16 protein-coding genes, 1 tRNA gene and 2 pseudogenes are annotated in these 16,599 nt (G+C 60.3%); 12 read left to right on the forward strand and 7 right to left on the reverse strand.

The window, feature by feature from the left end; translation table 11 throughout:
* The first annotated feature begins 66 nt into the window (after positions 1-66).
* The 3 genes from queF to LUA85_RS04960 all read left to right on the forward strand — a co-directional run bounded on the left by queF (position 67) and on the right by LUA85_RS04960 (position 1,109).
* Entirely contained in the window at positions 67-522 is a 456-nt protein-coding gene (queF, locus tag LUA85_RS04950) for a preQ(1) synthase (protein ID WP_231467470.1), read from the forward strand.
* Positions 523-657: 135 nt separating this feature from the next.
* The gene (locus LUA85_RS04955) at positions 658-882 is read left to right on the forward strand and encodes a hypothetical protein (RefSeq protein ID WP_231467472.1); all 225 of its coding nucleotides are present in this window, start codon (positions 658-660) and stop codon (positions 880-882) included.
* The gene (locus LUA85_RS04960) at positions 879-1,109 is read left to right on the forward strand and encodes a hypothetical protein (RefSeq protein WP_231467474.1); all 231 of its coding nucleotides are present in this window, start codon (positions 879-881) and stop codon (positions 1,107-1,109) included. The genes LUA85_RS04955 and LUA85_RS04960 overlap by 4 nt, the downstream gene beginning before the upstream one ends.
* Before the next feature lie 26 nt (positions 1,110-1,135).
* On the opposite strand, the gene LUA85_RS04965 is transcribed toward LUA85_RS04960, so the two are convergent.
* The 3 genes from LUA85_RS04965 to LUA85_RS04975 form a co-directional block, all read right to left on the reverse strand.
* Positions 1,136-2,104: an acyltransferase gene (locus LUA85_RS04965; protein WP_231467476.1), complete on the reverse strand. Its 969-nt coding sequence runs from the start codon at positions 2,102-2,104 to the stop codon at positions 1,136-1,138.
* A 65-nt stretch (positions 2,105-2,169) separates the two neighbouring features.
* On the reverse strand, positions 2,170-3,360 hold the full coding sequence (locus tag LUA85_RS04970; protein ID WP_231467478.1) for a diguanylate cyclase: 1,191 nt from the start codon (positions 3,358-3,360) through the stop codon (positions 2,170-2,172).
* Positions 3,361-3,472: 112 nt separating this feature from the next.
* The gene (locus LUA85_RS04975; protein ID WP_231467480.1) at positions 3,473-4,180 is read right to left on the reverse strand and encodes a GcrA family cell cycle regulator; all 708 of its coding nucleotides are present in this window, start codon (positions 4,178-4,180) and stop codon (positions 3,473-3,475) included.
* 112 nt (positions 4,181-4,292) lie between these two features.
* Here LUA85_RS04975 and LUA85_RS04980 point away from each other — a divergent pair, with 112 nt between their 5' ends.
* Entirely contained in the window at positions 4,293-5,189 is an 897-nt protein-coding gene (locus LUA85_RS04980; protein ID WP_371823648.1) for an ABC transporter permease, read from the forward strand.
* 27 nt (positions 5,190-5,216) lie between these two features.
* Here the strand turns inward: LUA85_RS04980 and hspQ are convergent, their stop codons facing one another.
* Positions 5,217-5,597, reverse strand: coding sequence for a heat shock protein HspQ (hspQ, locus tag LUA85_RS04985; protein ID WP_231471773.1), 381 nt, complete (start codon positions 5,595-5,597; stop codon positions 5,217-5,219).
* 167 nt (positions 5,598-5,764) lie between these two features.
* On the opposite strand from hspQ, the gene LUA85_RS04990 reads away from it, so the two are divergent.
* The 8 genes and pseudogenes from LUA85_RS04990 (at position 5,765) to LUA85_RS05025 (ending at position 13,539) form a co-directional block, all read left to right on the forward strand.
* A tRNA-Ser gene (locus LUA85_RS04990) sits at positions 5,765-5,854 on the forward strand.
* 156 nt (positions 5,855-6,010) lie between these two features.
* Positions 6,011-6,844 (forward strand): integrase arm-type DNA-binding domain-containing protein, encoded by an 834-nt coding sequence (locus tag LUA85_RS04995; protein WP_231467482.1) that lies wholly within the window; start codon positions 6,011-6,013, stop codon positions 6,842-6,844.
* A gap of 44 nt (positions 6,845-6,888) precedes the next feature.
* Positions 6,889-7,709, forward strand: a pseudogene (locus tag LUA85_RS05000) (helix-turn-helix domain-containing protein); the annotation flags it as partial.
* A 637-nt stretch (positions 7,710-8,346) separates the two neighbouring features.
* Positions 8,347-9,876: a group II intron reverse transcriptase/maturase gene (gene ltrA / locus LUA85_RS05005; protein ID WP_008828485.1), complete on the forward strand. Its 1,530-nt coding sequence runs from the start codon at positions 8,347-8,349 to the stop codon at positions 9,874-9,876.
* 67 nt (positions 9,877-9,943) lie between these two features.
* A pseudogene (locus tag LUA85_RS05010) lies at positions 9,944-10,492 on the forward strand (transposase); the annotation flags it as partial.
* Positions 10,493-10,649: 157 nt separating this feature from the next.
* A complete protein-coding gene (locus LUA85_RS05015) occupies positions 10,650-12,341 on the forward strand; it encodes a strawberry notch C-terminal domain-containing protein (protein WP_231471774.1) in 1,692 nt (563 codons plus the stop codon).
* A 53-nt stretch (positions 12,342-12,394) separates the two neighbouring features.
* A complete protein-coding gene (locus LUA85_RS05020) occupies positions 12,395-12,808 on the forward strand; it encodes an MbcA/ParS/Xre antitoxin family protein (protein WP_231467484.1) in 414 nt (137 codons plus the stop codon).
* The gene (locus LUA85_RS05025; RefSeq protein ID WP_231467486.1) at positions 12,805-13,539 is read left to right on the forward strand and encodes an RES family NAD+ phosphorylase; all 735 of its coding nucleotides are present in this window, start codon (positions 12,805-12,807) and stop codon (positions 13,537-13,539) included. Before LUA85_RS05020 ends, LUA85_RS05025 begins: the two co-directional genes overlap by 4 nt.
* A 65-nt stretch (positions 13,540-13,604) precedes the next feature.
* Here the strand turns inward: LUA85_RS05025 and LUA85_RS05030 are convergent, their stop codons facing one another.
* The 3 genes from LUA85_RS05030 to LUA85_RS05040 all read right to left on the reverse strand — a co-directional run bounded on the left by LUA85_RS05030 (position 13,605) and on the right by LUA85_RS05040 (position 16,583).
* A complete protein-coding gene (locus tag LUA85_RS05030) occupies positions 13,605-14,252 on the reverse strand; it encodes a hypothetical protein (protein ID WP_231467488.1) in 648 nt (215 codons plus the stop codon).
* Positions 14,253-14,345: 93 nt separating this feature from the next.
* Complete coding sequence (locus LUA85_RS05035; RefSeq protein ID WP_231467490.1) at positions 14,346-15,287, reverse strand: hypothetical protein; 942 nt, start codon at positions 15,285-15,287, stop codon at positions 14,346-14,348.
* 12 nt (positions 15,288-15,299) lie between these two features.
* Positions 15,300-16,583: a three-Cys-motif partner protein TcmP gene (locus LUA85_RS05040; protein WP_231467492.1), complete on the reverse strand. Its 1,284-nt coding sequence runs from the start codon at positions 16,581-16,583 to the stop codon at positions 15,300-15,302.
* Positions 16,584-16,599: the final 16 nt, after the last annotated feature.

The following is a 16,599-nucleotide window of genomic DNA, read 5'->3' on the forward strand; positions in this document are numbered from 1 at the left end:
GGCGTTGCGCAGGAATCCGCGCGAGCAGACAGGTTTCGCAGACAGGTTTCAAGGGACGATCACGACATGGCCAGCGAAGGACCGCTCCACCTCGGCAAAGCCAGCGCGCTTCCTGCAAGCCCGGAAGAGGCCGCGCTCGATTACGTGCCCAATCCGCGCCCCGGCATGCTTTACATGATCCGCTTTGCCGCGCCGGAATTCACGTCGCTGTGCCCGGTCACCGGCCAGCCCGATTTTGCGCATCTGGTGATTGATTATGCGCCCGGTGAAACCATCGTGGAATCAAAGGCGTTGAAGCTGTTCCTCGGATCGTTCCGCAATCATGCGGGCTTTCACGAAGACGTGACCGTGGGTATCGGGCAGCGCCTGTTCGACGAAATGCGTCCGCAGTGGCTGCGCATCGGGGGGTACTGGTATCCGCGCGGCGGCATCCCCATCGACGTGTTCTGGCAATCCGGCTCCCCACCTGCGGGGCTGTGGCTGCCGGACCAGGGCGTACCGTCCTATCGCGGGCGCGGCTGACCGACATCACCACCGCGCCACGGTTGCAATTTCAACGATTTGCGCCCATGGGGCCTTTATCGATGAGAAGACCATTGTAGGCATCATCGGCTGAGAGACCCCGCGCGCTCCCGCTTACGCAGTGGGAGTCCGTCCATGGACCTCAATCTCCTTTACGCCGAGCATCAGCAATCGCTGTTGCGCGCAATGGCCAGCACCAGTGCCAGATTGCGTACGCGTCATCTGGCGTGTGCAGGATCTGTGGCACGGCGCATACAGGCCTGGCAACAGGCCGAAGGCGCGCTTGCCGCGGGCGGCTGGACGCTGTTCATGGATGACACCGATCTGCATGACCATTGCAACCAAAGGATAATCGCATGAGCCGCGCCATGAACCTGAGCCTGCCTGAGGCGAAAGTCCGTACCCGTTGCGACCAGGCGGGGGTTTCGATCAGCGCGATCGAGACTTTGCCATCGGGCGGAACGCGTCTTGTCTGCACCCGCGAAGAAGGCGCCGAGGAAATGCGCGTGGTGTTCAGGAAGGACGTGATCGAGGGCAACGTGGCGCGCTACACCTTCCAGCGAAGCCAGAATTCGCAATACCGCTAAAGCCACGCGATGTGGCAGGAACCGGGTCAGGCAGGGATCGGATATCTGATCCCTGCGGGCTTCCTGCGCGCTGACAATGCTCGTCCGATCGGCGTTTCTACATGTCGATGGAACAGTACGCCAACGGTTACGCAAATGGTAAATCCAACGGGCAGCAGCAGCGCCATCGGTGCCGGTCGGCCCAGCAAGGATACGACGACCAGCGCCAGTGCGTGACGATGGAACAGATAGAGCGCATAGGAGGCGTTGCCGAGCAGTTCGAGAAAGGCGACCGGACGAAGCCACGAGTCCATGCCGCGCGCGCCGCCAACGATCAGGATTGCGGGCAATGAAACCGCCAGGGTATGATTGTCGGTGACACTACCCAGTGTTGCCAGCAGGACAAAGCCGACAGGGCAAAGCCACCATGGCGCCTTCAGCCCGGTCCAGGCCAGCAGCATGCCTGCCCCGAATTCCAGCACAAGCGGCGAGAGATAAAACCTTGTCCACGGCCCGCTTGCCAACGTGGGTCCGACAAGCCCTATGGCAATCAGGGCAGCAGCCGTACCCAGGACCGATATCCGGCGCGGCAGCGCCATCGATGCAGCGAAGAAAAGGTAGAACGCAACTTCGAGACACAGCGTCCAGCCCACGTCAAGCGTCGGTGAAATCAGGCGATCGACGCCATGGACCGGGGTTGGTAGGAACAGCAACGATAAAAGCAGGCTTGCCTCGTCACCGCGATTGGTGATTCCGGCAAGGACCAGCAGCAAGGTGGCGATCCAGTACAACGGCGCGATGCGAACCAACCGCCGCCGAATGAAGCTCATTGCGTTGGAGGGCAGTTTTTCGGTCGAGACCACGGCGACGAACCCGGAAATGACCAGAAATATCGAAACGCCATGCTTCATCCAGTAAACCGGATTTACAGTGACGCCGGCAACCAGTCCGTAGCTGAACATGTGCATGCAAACGACCATCAGCGCGGCGATCACGCGCAGATAGTGAATTGACATGACTTTATCGGAATGCCCCATCCAGAGGCTTTTCTGTCAATTTTCCTAATATTTTCTGAAAGTGATCAGGCCGCGTCCTGCATCGGCGGCGGTTCGTGCCCTGCCAGCAGGATCTGGTTTCGCCCGGAATGCTTGGCCGCGTAAAGTGTTTCGTCTGCCGCTTTCAGGGCATTGCCCTTGGTGGGATAGGCGAAGACATCGGCAATGCCGCCGGAAAACGTGATTCGCCCGAACGGCATGTCCGTGGCGCGGTTCACCAGTCTGCGCTCGGCGATCTCCTCGCGCGCGGCATCAAGCCGCCTCCATGCCTTTTCCGGGGTCAGCGCGCGGAACAGCACGGCGAATTCCTCACCACCGTGGCGCGCGACGTGGCAGCGCGAATCCGATATGCGGCTGAGCGTTTCGGCCACGACTTTCAGTACGCGATCGCCTGATGCGTGGCCGTGGGTGTCGTTGATCCGCTTGAAGTGATCGATATCGACAAAGGCGACGGATAACGGCTCACCGGCGGCCCTGGCATTTTCCAGTTCCCTGTCGAACGTGGTTTCGAACGCGCGGCGGTTGGGAAGACCGGTCAGGTGATCCTCATCGGCCACGCGCCGCGCTTCATCAAGGCTTTGCTGCAGGGTCGACGCGCGCTGTTGCGATTCGCTGAGATTGTGTTCGATTTCGCGTGTGCGGCTCATCATCGCGCGCGCCAGCGTTGCCAGTTCGGTGATGACAACCCCGGCTTTGCTGACCTGCTCAAGGTCATCGACATGTTGCTTCAGCGCGGCGCCGTAATCGCTGGTGGCGGAATGGGCGCTGGTCGTCGCGCGTGAAAATTCGTCGAGGCTTTCTTCGAGCCGTGACATCAGCGAGTTCAGCATTTCGGCAGTACTTTCGCCTTCGATTTCGCGCTGGACCTGTTCTAGCCATTTGAGCGTGACGGGCTGACCCGATTCCGTGCGTTCGAGAATCAGCTGCGTAAGCTTCGGGTTGCCGCCGGTGACGCAATCGTAAGCGATGCCGAGTGTGCGAGGCATGACTTCGAGATCGTGATCGATCAGGAAATCGGCCACTTTTCCAATCATCCGGCGCTTTGCAGGCAACCACACATCGCGCGCCTGGGGATCGCGGAAGGCGTCGGCATCGACAACGGGTATTGTTTCCGAGGCATGCTCATGGTCGGACAGGCCAAGCCATTTCAGCAGACGGGATCGCGAACCGCGCGCAGGATCTTCGTGAGTCATGTCCTGAAGAACGACGGGCGCCACGCGGTATTAACCACTGTGGCGCCCGCAATTGAGCGATTAGGTAATGTCCCGCAGAAGAATGAGGCGTTTGCAGGGTCCGCCTTTGATCCGCGTCTCTTGGCGTGCTTCGACGTTAACGCACCCTGGGACCGCCGAAAGGCATCGGCGGGGGAGGGCGGCGATGGCCGCGCGGCAATTGTGCCTGATAGGCACGGCCGCAATGTTCGACGCAATACGGGAAGCCGGGATTCACCTTGTCACCACAGAAGTGGAAGTCGGGTTCGCCAGGGTGGCCCATCGGCCAGCGGCAGATGCGATCGTTGAGATCGAGCAGGCTGGTCTTGTCCGAAATTTCCGGGCTGGGGCGCGCCGGCACGAGACGGCGGGGCGGCGCTGGCGGAATGGGTGCCTGCTGATCACCGGGGCCTTGGCGCAGAAAGCCACCGGGGCCGACCGAGACGATTCGCGGAGCGGGCTTGGGCGCAGGGGCATCGGTGCCCGATTCCGCGGCGACGGGGCGCGGCTCAGGCGCAGGTGCGGCCGCGCGCGGGGCAGGCGCGGCAACCGGGGTGGGGACTGGTCGTGGCGGAACCGCCATCTTCGGTTCGGGCGACGGTGCTGGCGCGGGCTTTGCCACTTTGGGTGCGGCAGCTACGGCCGGTGCGTCCGTCTTTTCATTGGCCTTGACCGGGGACGGACGTGCCTTGAGTCCAAGGCGGTGGGCTTTGCCGATGACGGCATTGCGGCTGACACCGCCAAGCTCTTCGGCGATCTGGCTGGCGGTGGAGCCGCCTTCCCACATCTTCGTCAGCTTTTCGATGCGCTCTTCGGTCCAGCTCATGCCTTCAAACGTCCTTCATGCGGAGGGGCTTACCCGACCGTTTCATCCTGCACGGGCAATGCCCGTTCGGCAAATCTTGCCATTGGCAGCCGCGCGCGATACCGCAAGACGCATGGCCAATCAATCGTCGCCCCATGAAGGGGCCATCACCCACGAAGCTGGCGCAAATGGCGCCGTAACCTTTACCCCACCAGGACAGCCGGTGTTCCGCAGCTTCAACAGGTTGGGGATGTGGACCCTCTATATGAAGGAGGTGCGCCGTTTCTTCAAGGTGCAGACCCAGACGATCTGGGCACCGGCGGTTACAACGCTGCTTTATCTGATGATATTCACGCTGGCGCTGGGCGGCGGGGCCAGCGGCGGCAGCCGGATCGTGCTGGGGGTCAATTTCGCCAGCTTCGTTGCGCCCGGTCTGATTGCGATGGCGATGATCAACAATTCGTTCGCCAATTCCAGCTTCAGCCTGCTGGGCGGCAAGATACAGGGCACCATCGTGGATTACCTGATGCCGCCGATCAGCACCGGAGAACTGACGGCGGCGCTGGTTGGCGCAGCGGTGACGCGCGCCGTGCTGGTCGGCTTTGCGGTGGCGGGGGCAATGCTGCTGTGGCCGGGCGTGGACTTGAGCATGGCGCACCCCTGGGCGGTGGTGTGGTTCGGCCTCATGGGTTCGATCCTGCTGGCGGTGATCGGTGTGCTGACATCGATCTGGGCCGAAAAGTTCGATCATAACGCCGCCATCACCAACTTCGTGATAACGCCGCTGTCGATGCTTTCAGGCACGTTCTACGTGATCGACAATCTGGCACCGGCATTCCAGGCAGTAAGCCGTGCCAATCCGATCTTCTACGTGATATCGGGCTTCCGCTTCGGCTTTCTGGGCAAGAGCGACATCGGTGATACCAATCTGGCAGTGCTGCATGGCGCGATCGGGCTGGGTGTGCTGAACATCGCCATTACGGCGCTGCTCTATGTACTGCTGCGATCGGGCTGGAAGCTGAAGAACTGACCGCGCGGGGGGGCTACCCCGGCCCGATCAGTGAGAAAGGCTGCGGCGCAGGCGGTAACGGCCGTTGCGGAAGCCTTCGAACATCTCTTCGATCGAAGGATGATCCACCGGCCCGGCATCTGCATCGCCCATCAGGTTTTGCTGGCTGACATAGGCAACATAACTGCTTTCGTCGTTTTCGGCCAGAAGATGGTAATAGGGCTGATCGCGCATGGGTCGGATATCTTCCGGGATGGACTGATACCATTCTTCGGAATTGGCAAAGACAGGGTCTACATCGACGACGACCCCGCGAAACCCGAACATTCGGTGCCGCACGACTTCGCCAATCGAAAAGCGCGCCGATGAGACGGGAGGGGCTGAAATATCGCGGCCAGCCTGGGGCGAAAAGAAACTCGCACGATCCATATACCGCATATAGGCGTGTGCTGCGTCGCAAACAAGCGAGGCTTTGCAAAAGGTGGGCGCAAACGGGCAGGGCGGGTTTTTTTGATTGGCAATTCGTGAACCGTGCGCTAACGGCGCGCTTCCTCGACCGGGCAATGCCTTCTACCGGCACCCTAAGGACACTTCGCGGAGAGGTGGCAGAGTGGTCGAATGCGCTGCACTCGAAATGCAGTGTACGGGAAACCGTACCGTGGGTTCGAATCCCACCCTCTCCGCCAGCCAGCAATCTGAAAGCTTCCATTAAACGGCAGAAAACCTTGATTTTCTGGTCTTTTTGTGCTATTTCGTTCCCTGTTTGATCTTATGCTTCCGTATGCCTCCAGAGTAAAGTGGGGGCATTTTGGGGGCAGTGAAATCGAGATTTGGGGGCATTTATGCTCAACGACATGACTGTCCGTAACGCCAAGGCGAAAGACCGTGATTACAAGCTCTCGGACTCGGAAGGGCTTCACCTCTTCATAGCGAAGTCCGGGCACAAAAGCTGGCGTTTCAAGTATCGCTTCGCTGGCAAAGAACGCAGACTGGTTTTCGGCTCCTATCCCGAGGTTACTTTGGCTGAAGCGCGGGATCGCAAGGCTGAAGCCCGGAAGTTGTTGAAAGAAGGTCGCGACCCGGGTCTGGAGGCCAAGAAGCAAGCACTGCGCAACGCGGCAGCGGCGGCAAATACCTTCGAGTCAATGGCTAGGGTCTGGTTTGGACTGCAGGAGAAACGCTGGACGCCCGTTCACGCCAATGATGTCATCACAAGCCTTGAGAAGGAGGTTTTCCCTTGGCTCGGCAATCTGCCCATTACGGAGATAGATGAGCCAATTGTCCTTACTGTTCTCCGGAAGATCGAGAAGCGCGGCGCCATCGAAACGGCACACCGGGTACGGCAGCGAATGTCTGCTGTGTTTGTCCACTCTATCGCAGAAGGCGCCGGCAGCCGGGATCCTGCCGCAATCGTAGCGAAAGCACTGAAACCTGTGCCACGATCCCGAAAACGGCCTGCTCTCCTTACGTTGCCCGAACTCCACAACATGATTTGCAAGACGGAAGCTGAACCTGCCTCACCGCTCACGAAGCTCGCATCCCGCTTTATTGCGCTCACAGCACAACGACCCGGTATGATCCGTAGCATGCCATGGTCCGAACTGGACGGGATTGACTGGTCTGATCCTGGCAAACTGTTCCCCGTCAGCACCAATGGCACAGATTTGAGGTTGTGATTTAAGGAGTGTTGGGGCTTCGTCGTAGTGACGAAGGAACGAAGATGAAGCCCCAACACTCCTTAAAAAAATCGCCGATGAAGGCCCCTGCCGAGCGGGTGGTGAAGGACATCCGGCGGCAGACCCGTCGGCACTTCTCGGCCGAAGACAAGATCAGGATCGTGCTGGATGGCCTGCGCGGCGAGGACAGCATTGCCGAGCTGTGCCGCAAGGAAGGCATCGCCCAAAGCCTGTATTACACCTGGTCGAAGGAGTTCATGGAAGCGGGCAAGCGTCGCCTGGCTGGCGACACTGCCCGTGCCGCAACCACCGGCGAGGTGCAGGACCTGCGCCGCGAAGCCCGTGCCCTGAAGGAATGCGTTGCCGACCTGACGCTCGAAAACCGTCTGCTCAAAAAAAGTATGATCGCGGATGGGGGCGACGACGAATGAGGTATCCAGCATCGGAGAAGCTCGAGATCATCCGGATCGTCGAGCAATCGCACCTACCAGCCAAGCACACGTTGGACGAGCTCGGCATTGCCCGTCGGACCTTCTACCGCTGGTACGACCGGTTCCTCGAAGGCGGCCCGGAGGCGCTGGAGGATCGGCCATCGACACCGAGCCGGGTGTGGAACCGGATCCCGCCTGACATCCATGATCAGATCATCGAGCTGGCGCTGGGGCAGTCCGAGCTAAGCCCCCGGGAACTGGCGGTGCGTTTTACCGATGAGAGGCGCTACTTCGTGTCGGAAGCCACGGTTTACCGTCTGTTGAAGGCCCACGATCTGATCACCAGCCCGGCCTATGTCGTGATCAAGGCCGCCGATCAGTTCCACACCAAGACCACGCGGGTAAACGAGATGTGGCAGACTGATTTTACCTACTGTGCGCCTCGTCCCGGATGGTCCGGGGTGCATATGACTGGAATGCAAAGGAGAAAGGAGGAACTGAACGAATGCCTTGCCCTCTGCTGTGAGGGGGCATGAGCCCAAGCGGCGGTGACCTGCCGTCAACTGGCAGGGTGACGTAGCCCGCAGGTAAAGGGGATTGAGGCGAAGCCGTTACGCCGAGATGGTCCCCGAGGCTGTAGCGCTGGAAGGTTGAGGAACACGAACCGGTTAATCCGCATCCGAGGGCTGAAATGTCGCCTTCGCCTACACGGCTTAACAGGCGGAATGCTGATGATGGCGCCGGAGACGTATGTCGGCGACATCCGAATGTGGCCGGAAATGTAGCCCGTCCGCATGGAGCCATGGAGAGAATGCAGCCAGGCCATGGCATCGGCATCGACTTGCGGGACGCAAGGACAAGGACTGCGACCGGCAGCCTCCCCAGCGCGCGAAAGTCCAGCATATGAACGAGGGAAGGCATGATGGAATGCCAAGGGAGTTGGCCCCGATGTCCACCGTGCTGGCGGAGTCCCCGTAGTAGTCCGCGACAGGGAAAGCCTGTCACATGGCGAAGGGGGACAGTTCAATCAGCTTGAAGTGCAAACTACCTGACCAAACGAGGTGAAGACCTTTGATAATCAGCGAAATGCAGCACAAGCTCGCGACGTGGGCCGAGAGCGACCAGAACCGCAAGTTCGATCGCCTTCTCCGGCTCATTGCCGATCGGGCGTGGCTTGCCGAGGCGGCTCGGATCGTGCTGGCGTCGAGTGGCGCCAATACGCCGGGCATCGACGGAATGGACAAGCGACGGATGCAGGCCGTACTGGCAGAACAGCTGGCCAGTCTGCGAACGGACTTGCTGACGGGGAGTTATCACCCGCAGCCGGTCAGGCGAATCTATATCCCGAAAGCCAATGGCAAGAAACGACCACTTGGTATCCCGACCCTGAAAGACCGCATCGTCCAGCGCGCGATGCTGATGGCCATGGAGCCGATCTGGGAAAGCGACTTCCATCGCCTCTCCTACGGCTTCAGGCCGGAACGCAGCGTGCATCACGCTGTCCGGACCGTGAAGATACAGTTGCAGGATAGTGGTGCCGGAGCGCGGGGCCGCTGGATCATCGAAGGTGATCTGGCGAGCTACTTCGATACGGTCCACCACCGGCTTCTGCTTCGCTGCGTTCGGCGGCGAATCCGGGATGATCGGTTTGTTGATCTGCTCTGGCGATTCCTGAAGGCGGGCCACGTCGACCGTGGCCTGTTCGTCGCCTCAAGCGAAGGTGTACCGCAAGGCGGCGTGCTGTCGCCGCTCCTGTCCAACATCATGCTCCATGAGTTTGATGCGTGGCTGGAGGCGAAATACCTGAGCGACAAGGCGCGAAAGGATCGCTGGGCATGGAACTTCGGCATCCAGCAGGGGCGCCCCATCACGGTTCGCGAGAACCGGCAATGGAAACCTGCTGTCGCCTACTGCCGTTACGCCGATGACTTCGTTGTCATCGTCAAGGGCACCAAGGCACATGCCGAGGCCATCCGCGAGGAATGCCGGGCCTTTCTGGAAGACGACCTGAAGCTGACGTTGAATATGGACAAGAGCCATATCACCCACGTCGACGACGGGTTCGTGTTCCTCGGGCACCGGATTATCCGCAGGCGGGGATCGAGCGGACGCATGTCCGTGGTCTCAACGATACCCAAGGAGAAGGCCAAGACCTTCGCTCGCCGATTGGTCGAGGCTCTCTCCGGCAATCATGAGGTTGCCGCGGTGGACATGATCGACGGTCTGAACCGCCAGCTGGCGGGATGGGCTGCGTTCTACAGGTTCACCGACTTCACGGCGCGCACATTCCGGCGCATCGACACCGTCGTGTTCTGGAAAATGGCGCACTGGTTGGCGCAGAAGTACCGGTCCCGTATCAAGCCTTTGATGCGTAAATGGTACCGCATGCCGGAAACCGGCCAATCGAAGACGTGGCTGGTCTACGGTCGAAGCAATCAGGGCAATGCCGTCGGCAAGGCGCTGCGACGACTGGTCACAAGCCAGAAGATGCAGTTCCGGTGGCGGAATCCGGAGCGAAATCCCTACATCTATCGGGACGAGCTCCGAAACACCGTCACCTCCCGCTATCGTGATGTCGCCATGGCCTTGGACCAAGGTTGAATAGAGAGCCGTATGCGCTGAAAGGTGCACGTACGGTTCGGGGAGGGGAAGCGCTTATGCGCTTCCTACTCCACTCAAGATCATCGGGTGGGGCTGGATGTACCTGTCGACCGTGCTCGACGACTTCTCGCGCTACATTATCGCCTGGAAACTGTGCACCAACATGCGCGCCGAGGATGTGACCGACACGCTCGACCTGGCCCTTGGCGCATCGGGCTGCGACAGCGCCACGGTGCTGCACAAGCCCAGGCTGTTGTCGGATAATGGCCCCAGCTACATCGCCGGCGAATTGGCTGAATACATTGAGGCCCGGAAGATGAGCCACGTGCGCGGTGCCCCGATGCACCCGCAAACCCAGGGCAAGATCGAGCGCTGGCACCAAACCCTGAAAAACCGCATCCTGCTGGAAAACTACTTTTTGCCCGGCGACCTCGAAGCCCAAATCGAGGCCTTCGTCGAGTACTACAACCACCAGCGTTACCACGAGAGCCTGAACAACGTGACGCCCGCCGATGCCTACTTCGGCAGGGCTCCAGCCATCATCAAACAGCGCGAAAGGATCAAGCGACAGACCATCGAACATCGGCGCTTGCAACACCGCAAGCTCGCCGCCTAACATCAACCCCCAGACGAGGTCCGCACTCCGCTAATTTACGCCGCGAGTTGTGCCGAATGTTCTGACGACGGACATGATCGACTATCTCGCCAAGAGCTTTCCTGTCCGCCTGATGGCGGTGTTCACCGACGAAAATGGCAACCCGCGGTCCGAGCCGATGAGTGACGAGCAAGGCGCTCCCGTGTTGTGCCGCTCCGCGCTTGCAGCGCGCGACCGGATGATCGAGCAGCTCTGCGCCTTGCCGCCGATTGCTACTGCGCTCGATGCCATCATTGAGCGCTTCGGCGTTAAGCAGGTGGCCGAAGTGACCGGTCGCACCCGTCGGCTCATCGTCGGCCGGGATGGTCGTCAGAAACTCCAATCCCGGGCTCCCCGCGCCAACGTCGCTGAAACCCAAGCGTTCATGGACGGTGCCAAGCGCATCCTGGTGTTCTCCGATGCCGGGGGAACCGGGCGTAGCTACCATGCCGATCTTGCCGCCAGGAACCAGGCCCGTCGCGTCCACTTCCTGCTCGAGCCGGGCTGGCGCGCTGATGCCGCAATCCAGGGGCTAGGCCGCACCAATCGCACCAACCAGGCATCTGCGCCGCTGTTCAGGCCGGTAACCACCGATGTGCGCGGCGAGCGCCGGTTCATCTCGACGATCGCGCGGCGCCTGGACAGTCTTGGTGCTCTTACGCGCGGGCAGCGCCAGACCGGTGGCCAGAACCTCTTCGATCCTGCCGACAATCTCGAAAGCATCTACGCTAAGGAGGCGCTCCATCGCTGGTTCGGCCTGTTGTTCACCGGCAAGCTCGAAGCCGTCAGTCTCGGGCGCTTTCAGGAGCTGACAGGTCTCCGGATCGAAGCGCCTGATGGTTCGATGGTCGATGACCTGCCGTCGATCCAGCGGTGGCTCAACCGCATTCTCGCGCTTCCCATTGCCCTGCAGAACGCGATCTTCGACGAGTTCATGGGGCTCGTGGAGGCGCGTATCGATGCCGCCCGGCAGGCTGGGACGCTCGATCTCGGCCTCGAGACCATTGCGGTCGAGGACTTCTCTGTCCTGTCGGACACGCTGCTGCGCACCGATCCGGCCTCAGGCGCGACCACCCATCTGCTCGAATTGGAAATCGCCAGAGCTCTGAAGCCGCTTACGCTTAAGCGGCTCGAGGAGATCCACGGCCTCACCGGGCCACGGCAGCGACCGGTTCGGAACGCCCGCTCTGGTCGGGTCGCCTTGCTGGTGTCCGCCCGAAGCATCCTTGCCGATGACGGTACGCGCGTGACCCGCTTCGAATTGCTTCGCCCCCTCAAGCGCAGCCACATCACCGCGGATCAGTTGGGTGAGAGCAGCTGGGAGGATATCTCCCTCGACGATTTTCAAAACTCCTGGGCGACCGAGGTCGAAGAAGCCCGTTCCAGCCACAAGCGCGAGCGCCTATATCTTGCGACGGGCCTCCTGCTTCCGGTCTGGGACAAGCTCCCTTCGGATTTCGTTAGGGTAAGCCGCATTTCGGCAGCAGGTGGCCGTTCGCTCCTCGGCCGAGAGGTTCCCGTCCATTGCGTGCCCGAACTGTGCCGAGCGCTGGGTCTGGAACGCGAGCAAACTCTTTCCGCCGACGACATTGTCCAGACCGTCTTGGCGACGGGCCGCGCCATGGAACTCGCGGGCCGCGAAAAGCTCCTGGTCAAACGCAGTCTGGTCAATGGCTCACAGAGACTTGAACTCACGGGATGGAGTGCTGCTCGGCTCGACTGGTACAAGGCCCAAGGCTGCTTTACCGAGATCATCCGCTATCAGACCCGGCTCTTCGTGCTGATCGAGGGCGCGGCGAGCGTGATTGCCCGACTGGTATCATCGGCATAGCTTCTTGCCAAATGGCATCAAACCCCATATATGATGCCATATGGAGAAATGCCATGCTGGCCCTGCAACCCGTTGATACTGCCCTTACCGCTTTCCGTCCCGATCCGATTACCCAGGACGAGGCGGCTGCCATGTTCCGGGCCGCCCTCAATCTTTTCGGCAAATGGGAACTGACCGACGAGCAGGCGGCAACGCTGCTCGACATGCCGGTTCGCACCTATCGCCGATGGAAGGCGGAAGGTCCCGGGCGCGTTTCGCGTGATGGGCGTACTCGTCTCTCTAACCTCATGGGCATCCACAAGGCGCTCCGGATCATCTTCTCGGAAGCGGCCCGTGGTTATGGATGGATCAGGGCGAACAACGACGTGTTCGGTGGAGGCAGTGCTCTTGACGTGATGCTTGGAGGCGAACTCACCGACATCATGCGGGTGCGTCGCTATCTTGACGCCGAGCGCGGTGGCTGGTGAGTGAAGCGGCAGATATCCCAGTTTCTCGAGTTGAGTGGAAGGGCGCTGTCAGGATCATCCGAAGTGCCTTTCCGCCGATCGACCTGTTCGAAGACATCGCTGATCCCGCCGACTGGCCGCTACTGATCTCGGCAGAGCAGAAGACCAATCCCCGCATTATAGCGACGATTGGCAATCTCGACCTCGTTCCTGTCGATCGCCGCGTCGGCGGCAACGGGGCCTCCTACCTTATGGCGCCATTCACCCATGTCAGCACCGACCGGCCAAGCCGGTTTACCGATGGCAGCTACGGCGTGCTCTATGTTGGGGACCGGTTCGAGACCGCGCTGTTCGAGACGATCCACCACCATGCCCGCTTCATGGCACGGACTAGGCAAGCACCTGGCTGGACTTCGCAGTTCCGGGAAATCGTCATGTCCGTCAATGCAGAACTGCATGATCTTCGTCCTCTGGCAGGCGAGCCGATTCAGGCGCTCGATTCCGACGCCTATGCCGCATCTCAAGCGCTCGCGCGGCAGCTCAGGGGCGCGAGGTCGGACGGAATTGTCTACCCGAGCATCCGGCATCCAGATGGAGAATGCGTCGCGCTCTTCTACCCTGACTGCGCGTCAAACCCCCTTCAGGGACGGCACCTCGACTATCATTGGGATGGGGAGCACGTTGACCTTGTCCGTGATGCAGGATCAGGGGCTGTTTTCCGTATCGTCGATTTACCGCCCGATCCTGTCTGACGGCAAGATTTGGGCTTCCGGCCGAGTGCTGTAGGATCTGCGGGCACAGTTACCAGCCAGCAGACTTATGTCTGCGCACCAGCTTTCACGAGTTGATGAAGGGCTTTGTCCGGCGAAACCGGGCCGTTGTACAGCGGGCTACATGGCGTCTCCGCTAGCTTGGCCGAAATCGCCAGGAGGTCGTCATCATCACCCTTTTCATAGGCATAGGCGGCCAGCCAGAATTCGGCCTGCTTAACGAACTCATTGAGGATGCCCACGACGCTCCGGTTCGCGGTCTTTGAATATTGGACCTTGCCCATCCGCCAGACTTCCTGAGCGATGAATTCGCTTGGGGCACCGTGCTCTTTCAAGACGAGCGCCAGCTGCGCCGGAAAGCGTCGAGCAAGCGTGGCCGCTGGAGCCAGCGGCATGAGCACAGGAAGCAGAGTTCGTTCGGAAACCAGCAACGCCACTTGCGGCTTCCAAAACATTGCCGTGGCATACCAGCCGCCCAGCGCAGTGTCGCTCGGCCCAGGCGCACAGATTTCCGGTTTGATCCGATCAAGCAGTTTCTTGGTGCAATGGAGGTGGAACATCACGGCGCAGGATAGGGGTTGGCGCTCAGCGCGTCCACCGAAGCTGCCGGCCTTGCTGCCGAAATGGCAAGAACCGCCGCAAAAGGCGACATTCAACGATGCCTTGCTTGGACTTGAAACCTGCCGTTCATTCACTCGGCCAATTACAACGCCGCCGGGCCATTTGGAGACTGTCGGTTCCCAGTTGAAGTTCGGCAAAAGCTGACATCGCCGCACAGCGTTTCCGAGTTATGGCACCGGCTGCTCGCCAAGCATAATGATGTTCTCCCGCCCGCTATGGAGTGCAACCGACAGGACTAAATCTCCGCCGTCGTCCGGGCCCGACCTCAGTAAAATGATCGCGCGACGCAAACTGTTCTCGCGCTTGCTAAGCCACCTGCCTATCAATCTGGACTTCGCCGCAACCTTTTCTGGCAGCGGCGTGATGATGCGATGCCGGGGCGTAACGTCATCCGCCGCCATCGAGCCCATGATGTCGCAGACCGCACCTGCCGAAAGGTCAGCGATCGCTGCGAGATCCTCAAGCATGAGGGAGCCGTCATCGTCCTTCGTCGTCCCCACACGCAAGTGGCCGAAACCATGCGGTGACGAATGGCCGATCATCCGGCTCATGATTTCGGTCAATCGCGAAAGCTGCGCGGCGTTCGACGCGATCTCGTCCTGATCGGTAATGAAAAAGACATCCTGCCCGGGACTTGAAAAATGTGCAGTGACCATGCCGCCAAGATGGGATACGCGCAGGAGATGCTCACGAACGCCGGGCTTCCAGAGATCAAGAACTGCATCCGACGTGCCTTCTGCCTTGCACACCAGCGGCCCGAAATCACGCGGCACGACAACAATGGTCAACGCGCCGACGAGTTGGTCCGACATCGACAGGAAGGTTGACAGCGCGCGGCGCCGGGCGCTGTCGTTGAGCGCCTTGTACGACATTCTTCGATTGCGAAGCTCTTGCCGACGGAACGACTGTTGTGCCGAAAACCAGTTGCCGTTCCGATCGAAATCGATCGTCAGGAATGCGTAGCTTGTAAAGAGCGAACCCGAGTGGGTGCCGCTGAAATCAGCGGCGGTCAGAAGCGTTTTGCCGCGTACGCCGCGAGGGAAGCCTGTTCCCAGGCTTTTGGTCAGAAGGCCCAGAAGCGCTTCACCGAGATGGCCTTTACCGGGCATCGCAGCGGCTCATCACGTCTGGCGCCGCGTCGTCGCTGCCGCGTGAAGGAAGGACTTCTGCATGGGAACGCGCACGATATCCTTGGGCGAGAGCTTCATCGCCCTGAGGCGGGGCGTGCCGTCCTTCGTGAAGACATCGAGCTCCATATGATCGTCGCGCAGCCTGCGCACTGCTTCCGCAACAAGATCAAGCGTCAAGGGAGTCTCGTTGCAACGGGCCGCGAACAGCTTCGCGATCGTGACCGGTTCGCCCAGGCGAACGGCGTCGTCATAAAAGAGGCCCGGGAGTTGCTCAATCGCGGTATTCAGCGAATCTTGGCGCGCGTTTGAACCAAAATCGAACTCGAGACGCGGCTGGTTCATGTCGATCGACGGATCGAAACCGAGCGCATTGAAGCCTGCCTTGCCGGGATGGACAAAGGTGTTTTGCAGCTCCCAGTGCAACTGCGCCATCGCGTCGCGAGCCCGCGCATGTTGGGACAGATGTAGCAGCCAGTAGGAACGGTGGCTGTCGGGCGACCGGATGAAAAAGGGCGTGTAAAATCGGGCGCCGGTATTGTTCAGGATGTGACGATAAAGAAACCCTTGGATCACCGACCGTTGACCGTCTTCGGTCTTCATCGCCGCTAGTGCCTCACCCAGCGAGGGATCGAGTTCGATCGCCTGTCCGCTCCTCATCATGGCGGTCTGGTCGGTCAAATAGTCGATGAGGCTGTCGACCGAGAAGGTGATGATGACCTCAGGGTTCTTCAGCTGCTGGAAAATGTTGCGGACCGTGGCGAAGGTCACGTCGCTCCAGCCATATTGATCCAGAAAGAACAGCGAGCGGTGGCTCGAACCCTTCGCCTTGATCGCGTTGATGATCGGGAGAGCCTGGTTCTCGAACCTGTCGTTGCATAGATGGATAGATCGGCCGAGTTCCGGCGCATGCTCCGACTGCAGGATGCAATCCTGCAGGAAGTCGATGTGCGGCTTCTTGCGGTCGATGAAAAAGTAGTCGGCGCGGACATCGAAGCCGTTTTTGCGAACAGCGGCAAGCCGAGCCTCCGCGCGCTGGACCGCCCCCAACAGCAACATCGGCGAGCCCGGAACGGTCTCGCCGTTCAGATCATAAGCACCTCCGCCGCAGAAACCGTCGACAATCGACAAATTGAGTTCGGTCTTGGCAGGGGTGGGCGAGAGGATCTCTATGTAACGCTCGGTGTATTTCTCAAATACCTGATGCTTAGCGAGACTATGTGCTCCCAGTTTCGGAAGCTCTTTGCCCAATTCCCATCCATAATGTTTCTTCGCCATAACCGCTCGATCCTTG

The sequence above is a fragment of the Novosphingobium sp. CECT 9465 genome, assembly GCF_920987055.1.
Classification (GTDB): domain Bacteria; phylum Pseudomonadota; class Alphaproteobacteria; order Sphingomonadales; family Sphingomonadaceae; genus Novosphingobium.

Coding starts and splice junctions, on each gene's coding strand:
- queF (WP_231467470.1), top strand. CDS start 67: ATGGCCAGCGAAGGACCGCTCCACCTCGGCAAAGCCAGCGCGCTTCCT.
- LUA85_RS04955 (WP_231467472.1), top strand. CDS start 658: ATGGACCTCAATCTCCTTTACGCCGAGCATCAGCAATCGCTGTTGCGC.
- LUA85_RS04960 (WP_231467474.1), top strand. CDS start 879: ATGAGCCGCGCCATGAACCTGAGCCTGCCTGAGGCGAAAGTCCGTACC.
- LUA85_RS04965 (WP_231467476.1), bottom strand. CDS start 2,104: ATGTCAATTCACTATCTGCGCGTGATCGCCGCGCTGATGGTCGTTTGC.
- LUA85_RS04975 (WP_231467480.1), bottom strand. CDS start 4,180: ATGAGCTGGACCGAAGAGCGCATCGAAAAGCTGACGAAGATGTGGGAA.
- LUA85_RS04980 (WP_371823648.1), top strand. CDS start 4,293: ATGGCCAATCAATCGTCGCCCCATGAAGGGGCCATCACCCACGAAGCT.
- hspQ (WP_231471773.1), bottom strand. CDS start 5,597: ATGGATCGTGCGAGTTTCTTTTCGCCCCAGGCTGGCCGCGATATTTCA.
- LUA85_RS04995 (WP_231467482.1), top strand. CDS start 6,011: ATGCTCAACGACATGACTGTCCGTAACGCCAAGGCGAAAGACCGTGAT.
- LUA85_RS05015 (WP_231471774.1), top strand. CDS start 10,650: ATGAGTGACGAGCAAGGCGCTCCCGTGTTGTGCCGCTCCGCGCTTGCA.
- LUA85_RS05020 (WP_231467484.1), top strand. CDS start 12,395: ATGCTGGCCCTGCAACCCGTTGATACTGCCCTTACCGCTTTCCGTCCC.
- LUA85_RS05035 (WP_231467490.1), bottom strand. CDS start 15,287: ATGCCCGGTAAAGGCCATCTCGGTGAAGCGCTTCTGGGCCTTCTGACC.
- LUA85_RS05040 (WP_231467492.1), bottom strand. CDS start 16,583: ATGGCGAAGAAACATTATGGATGGGAATTGGGCAAAGAGCTTCCGAAA.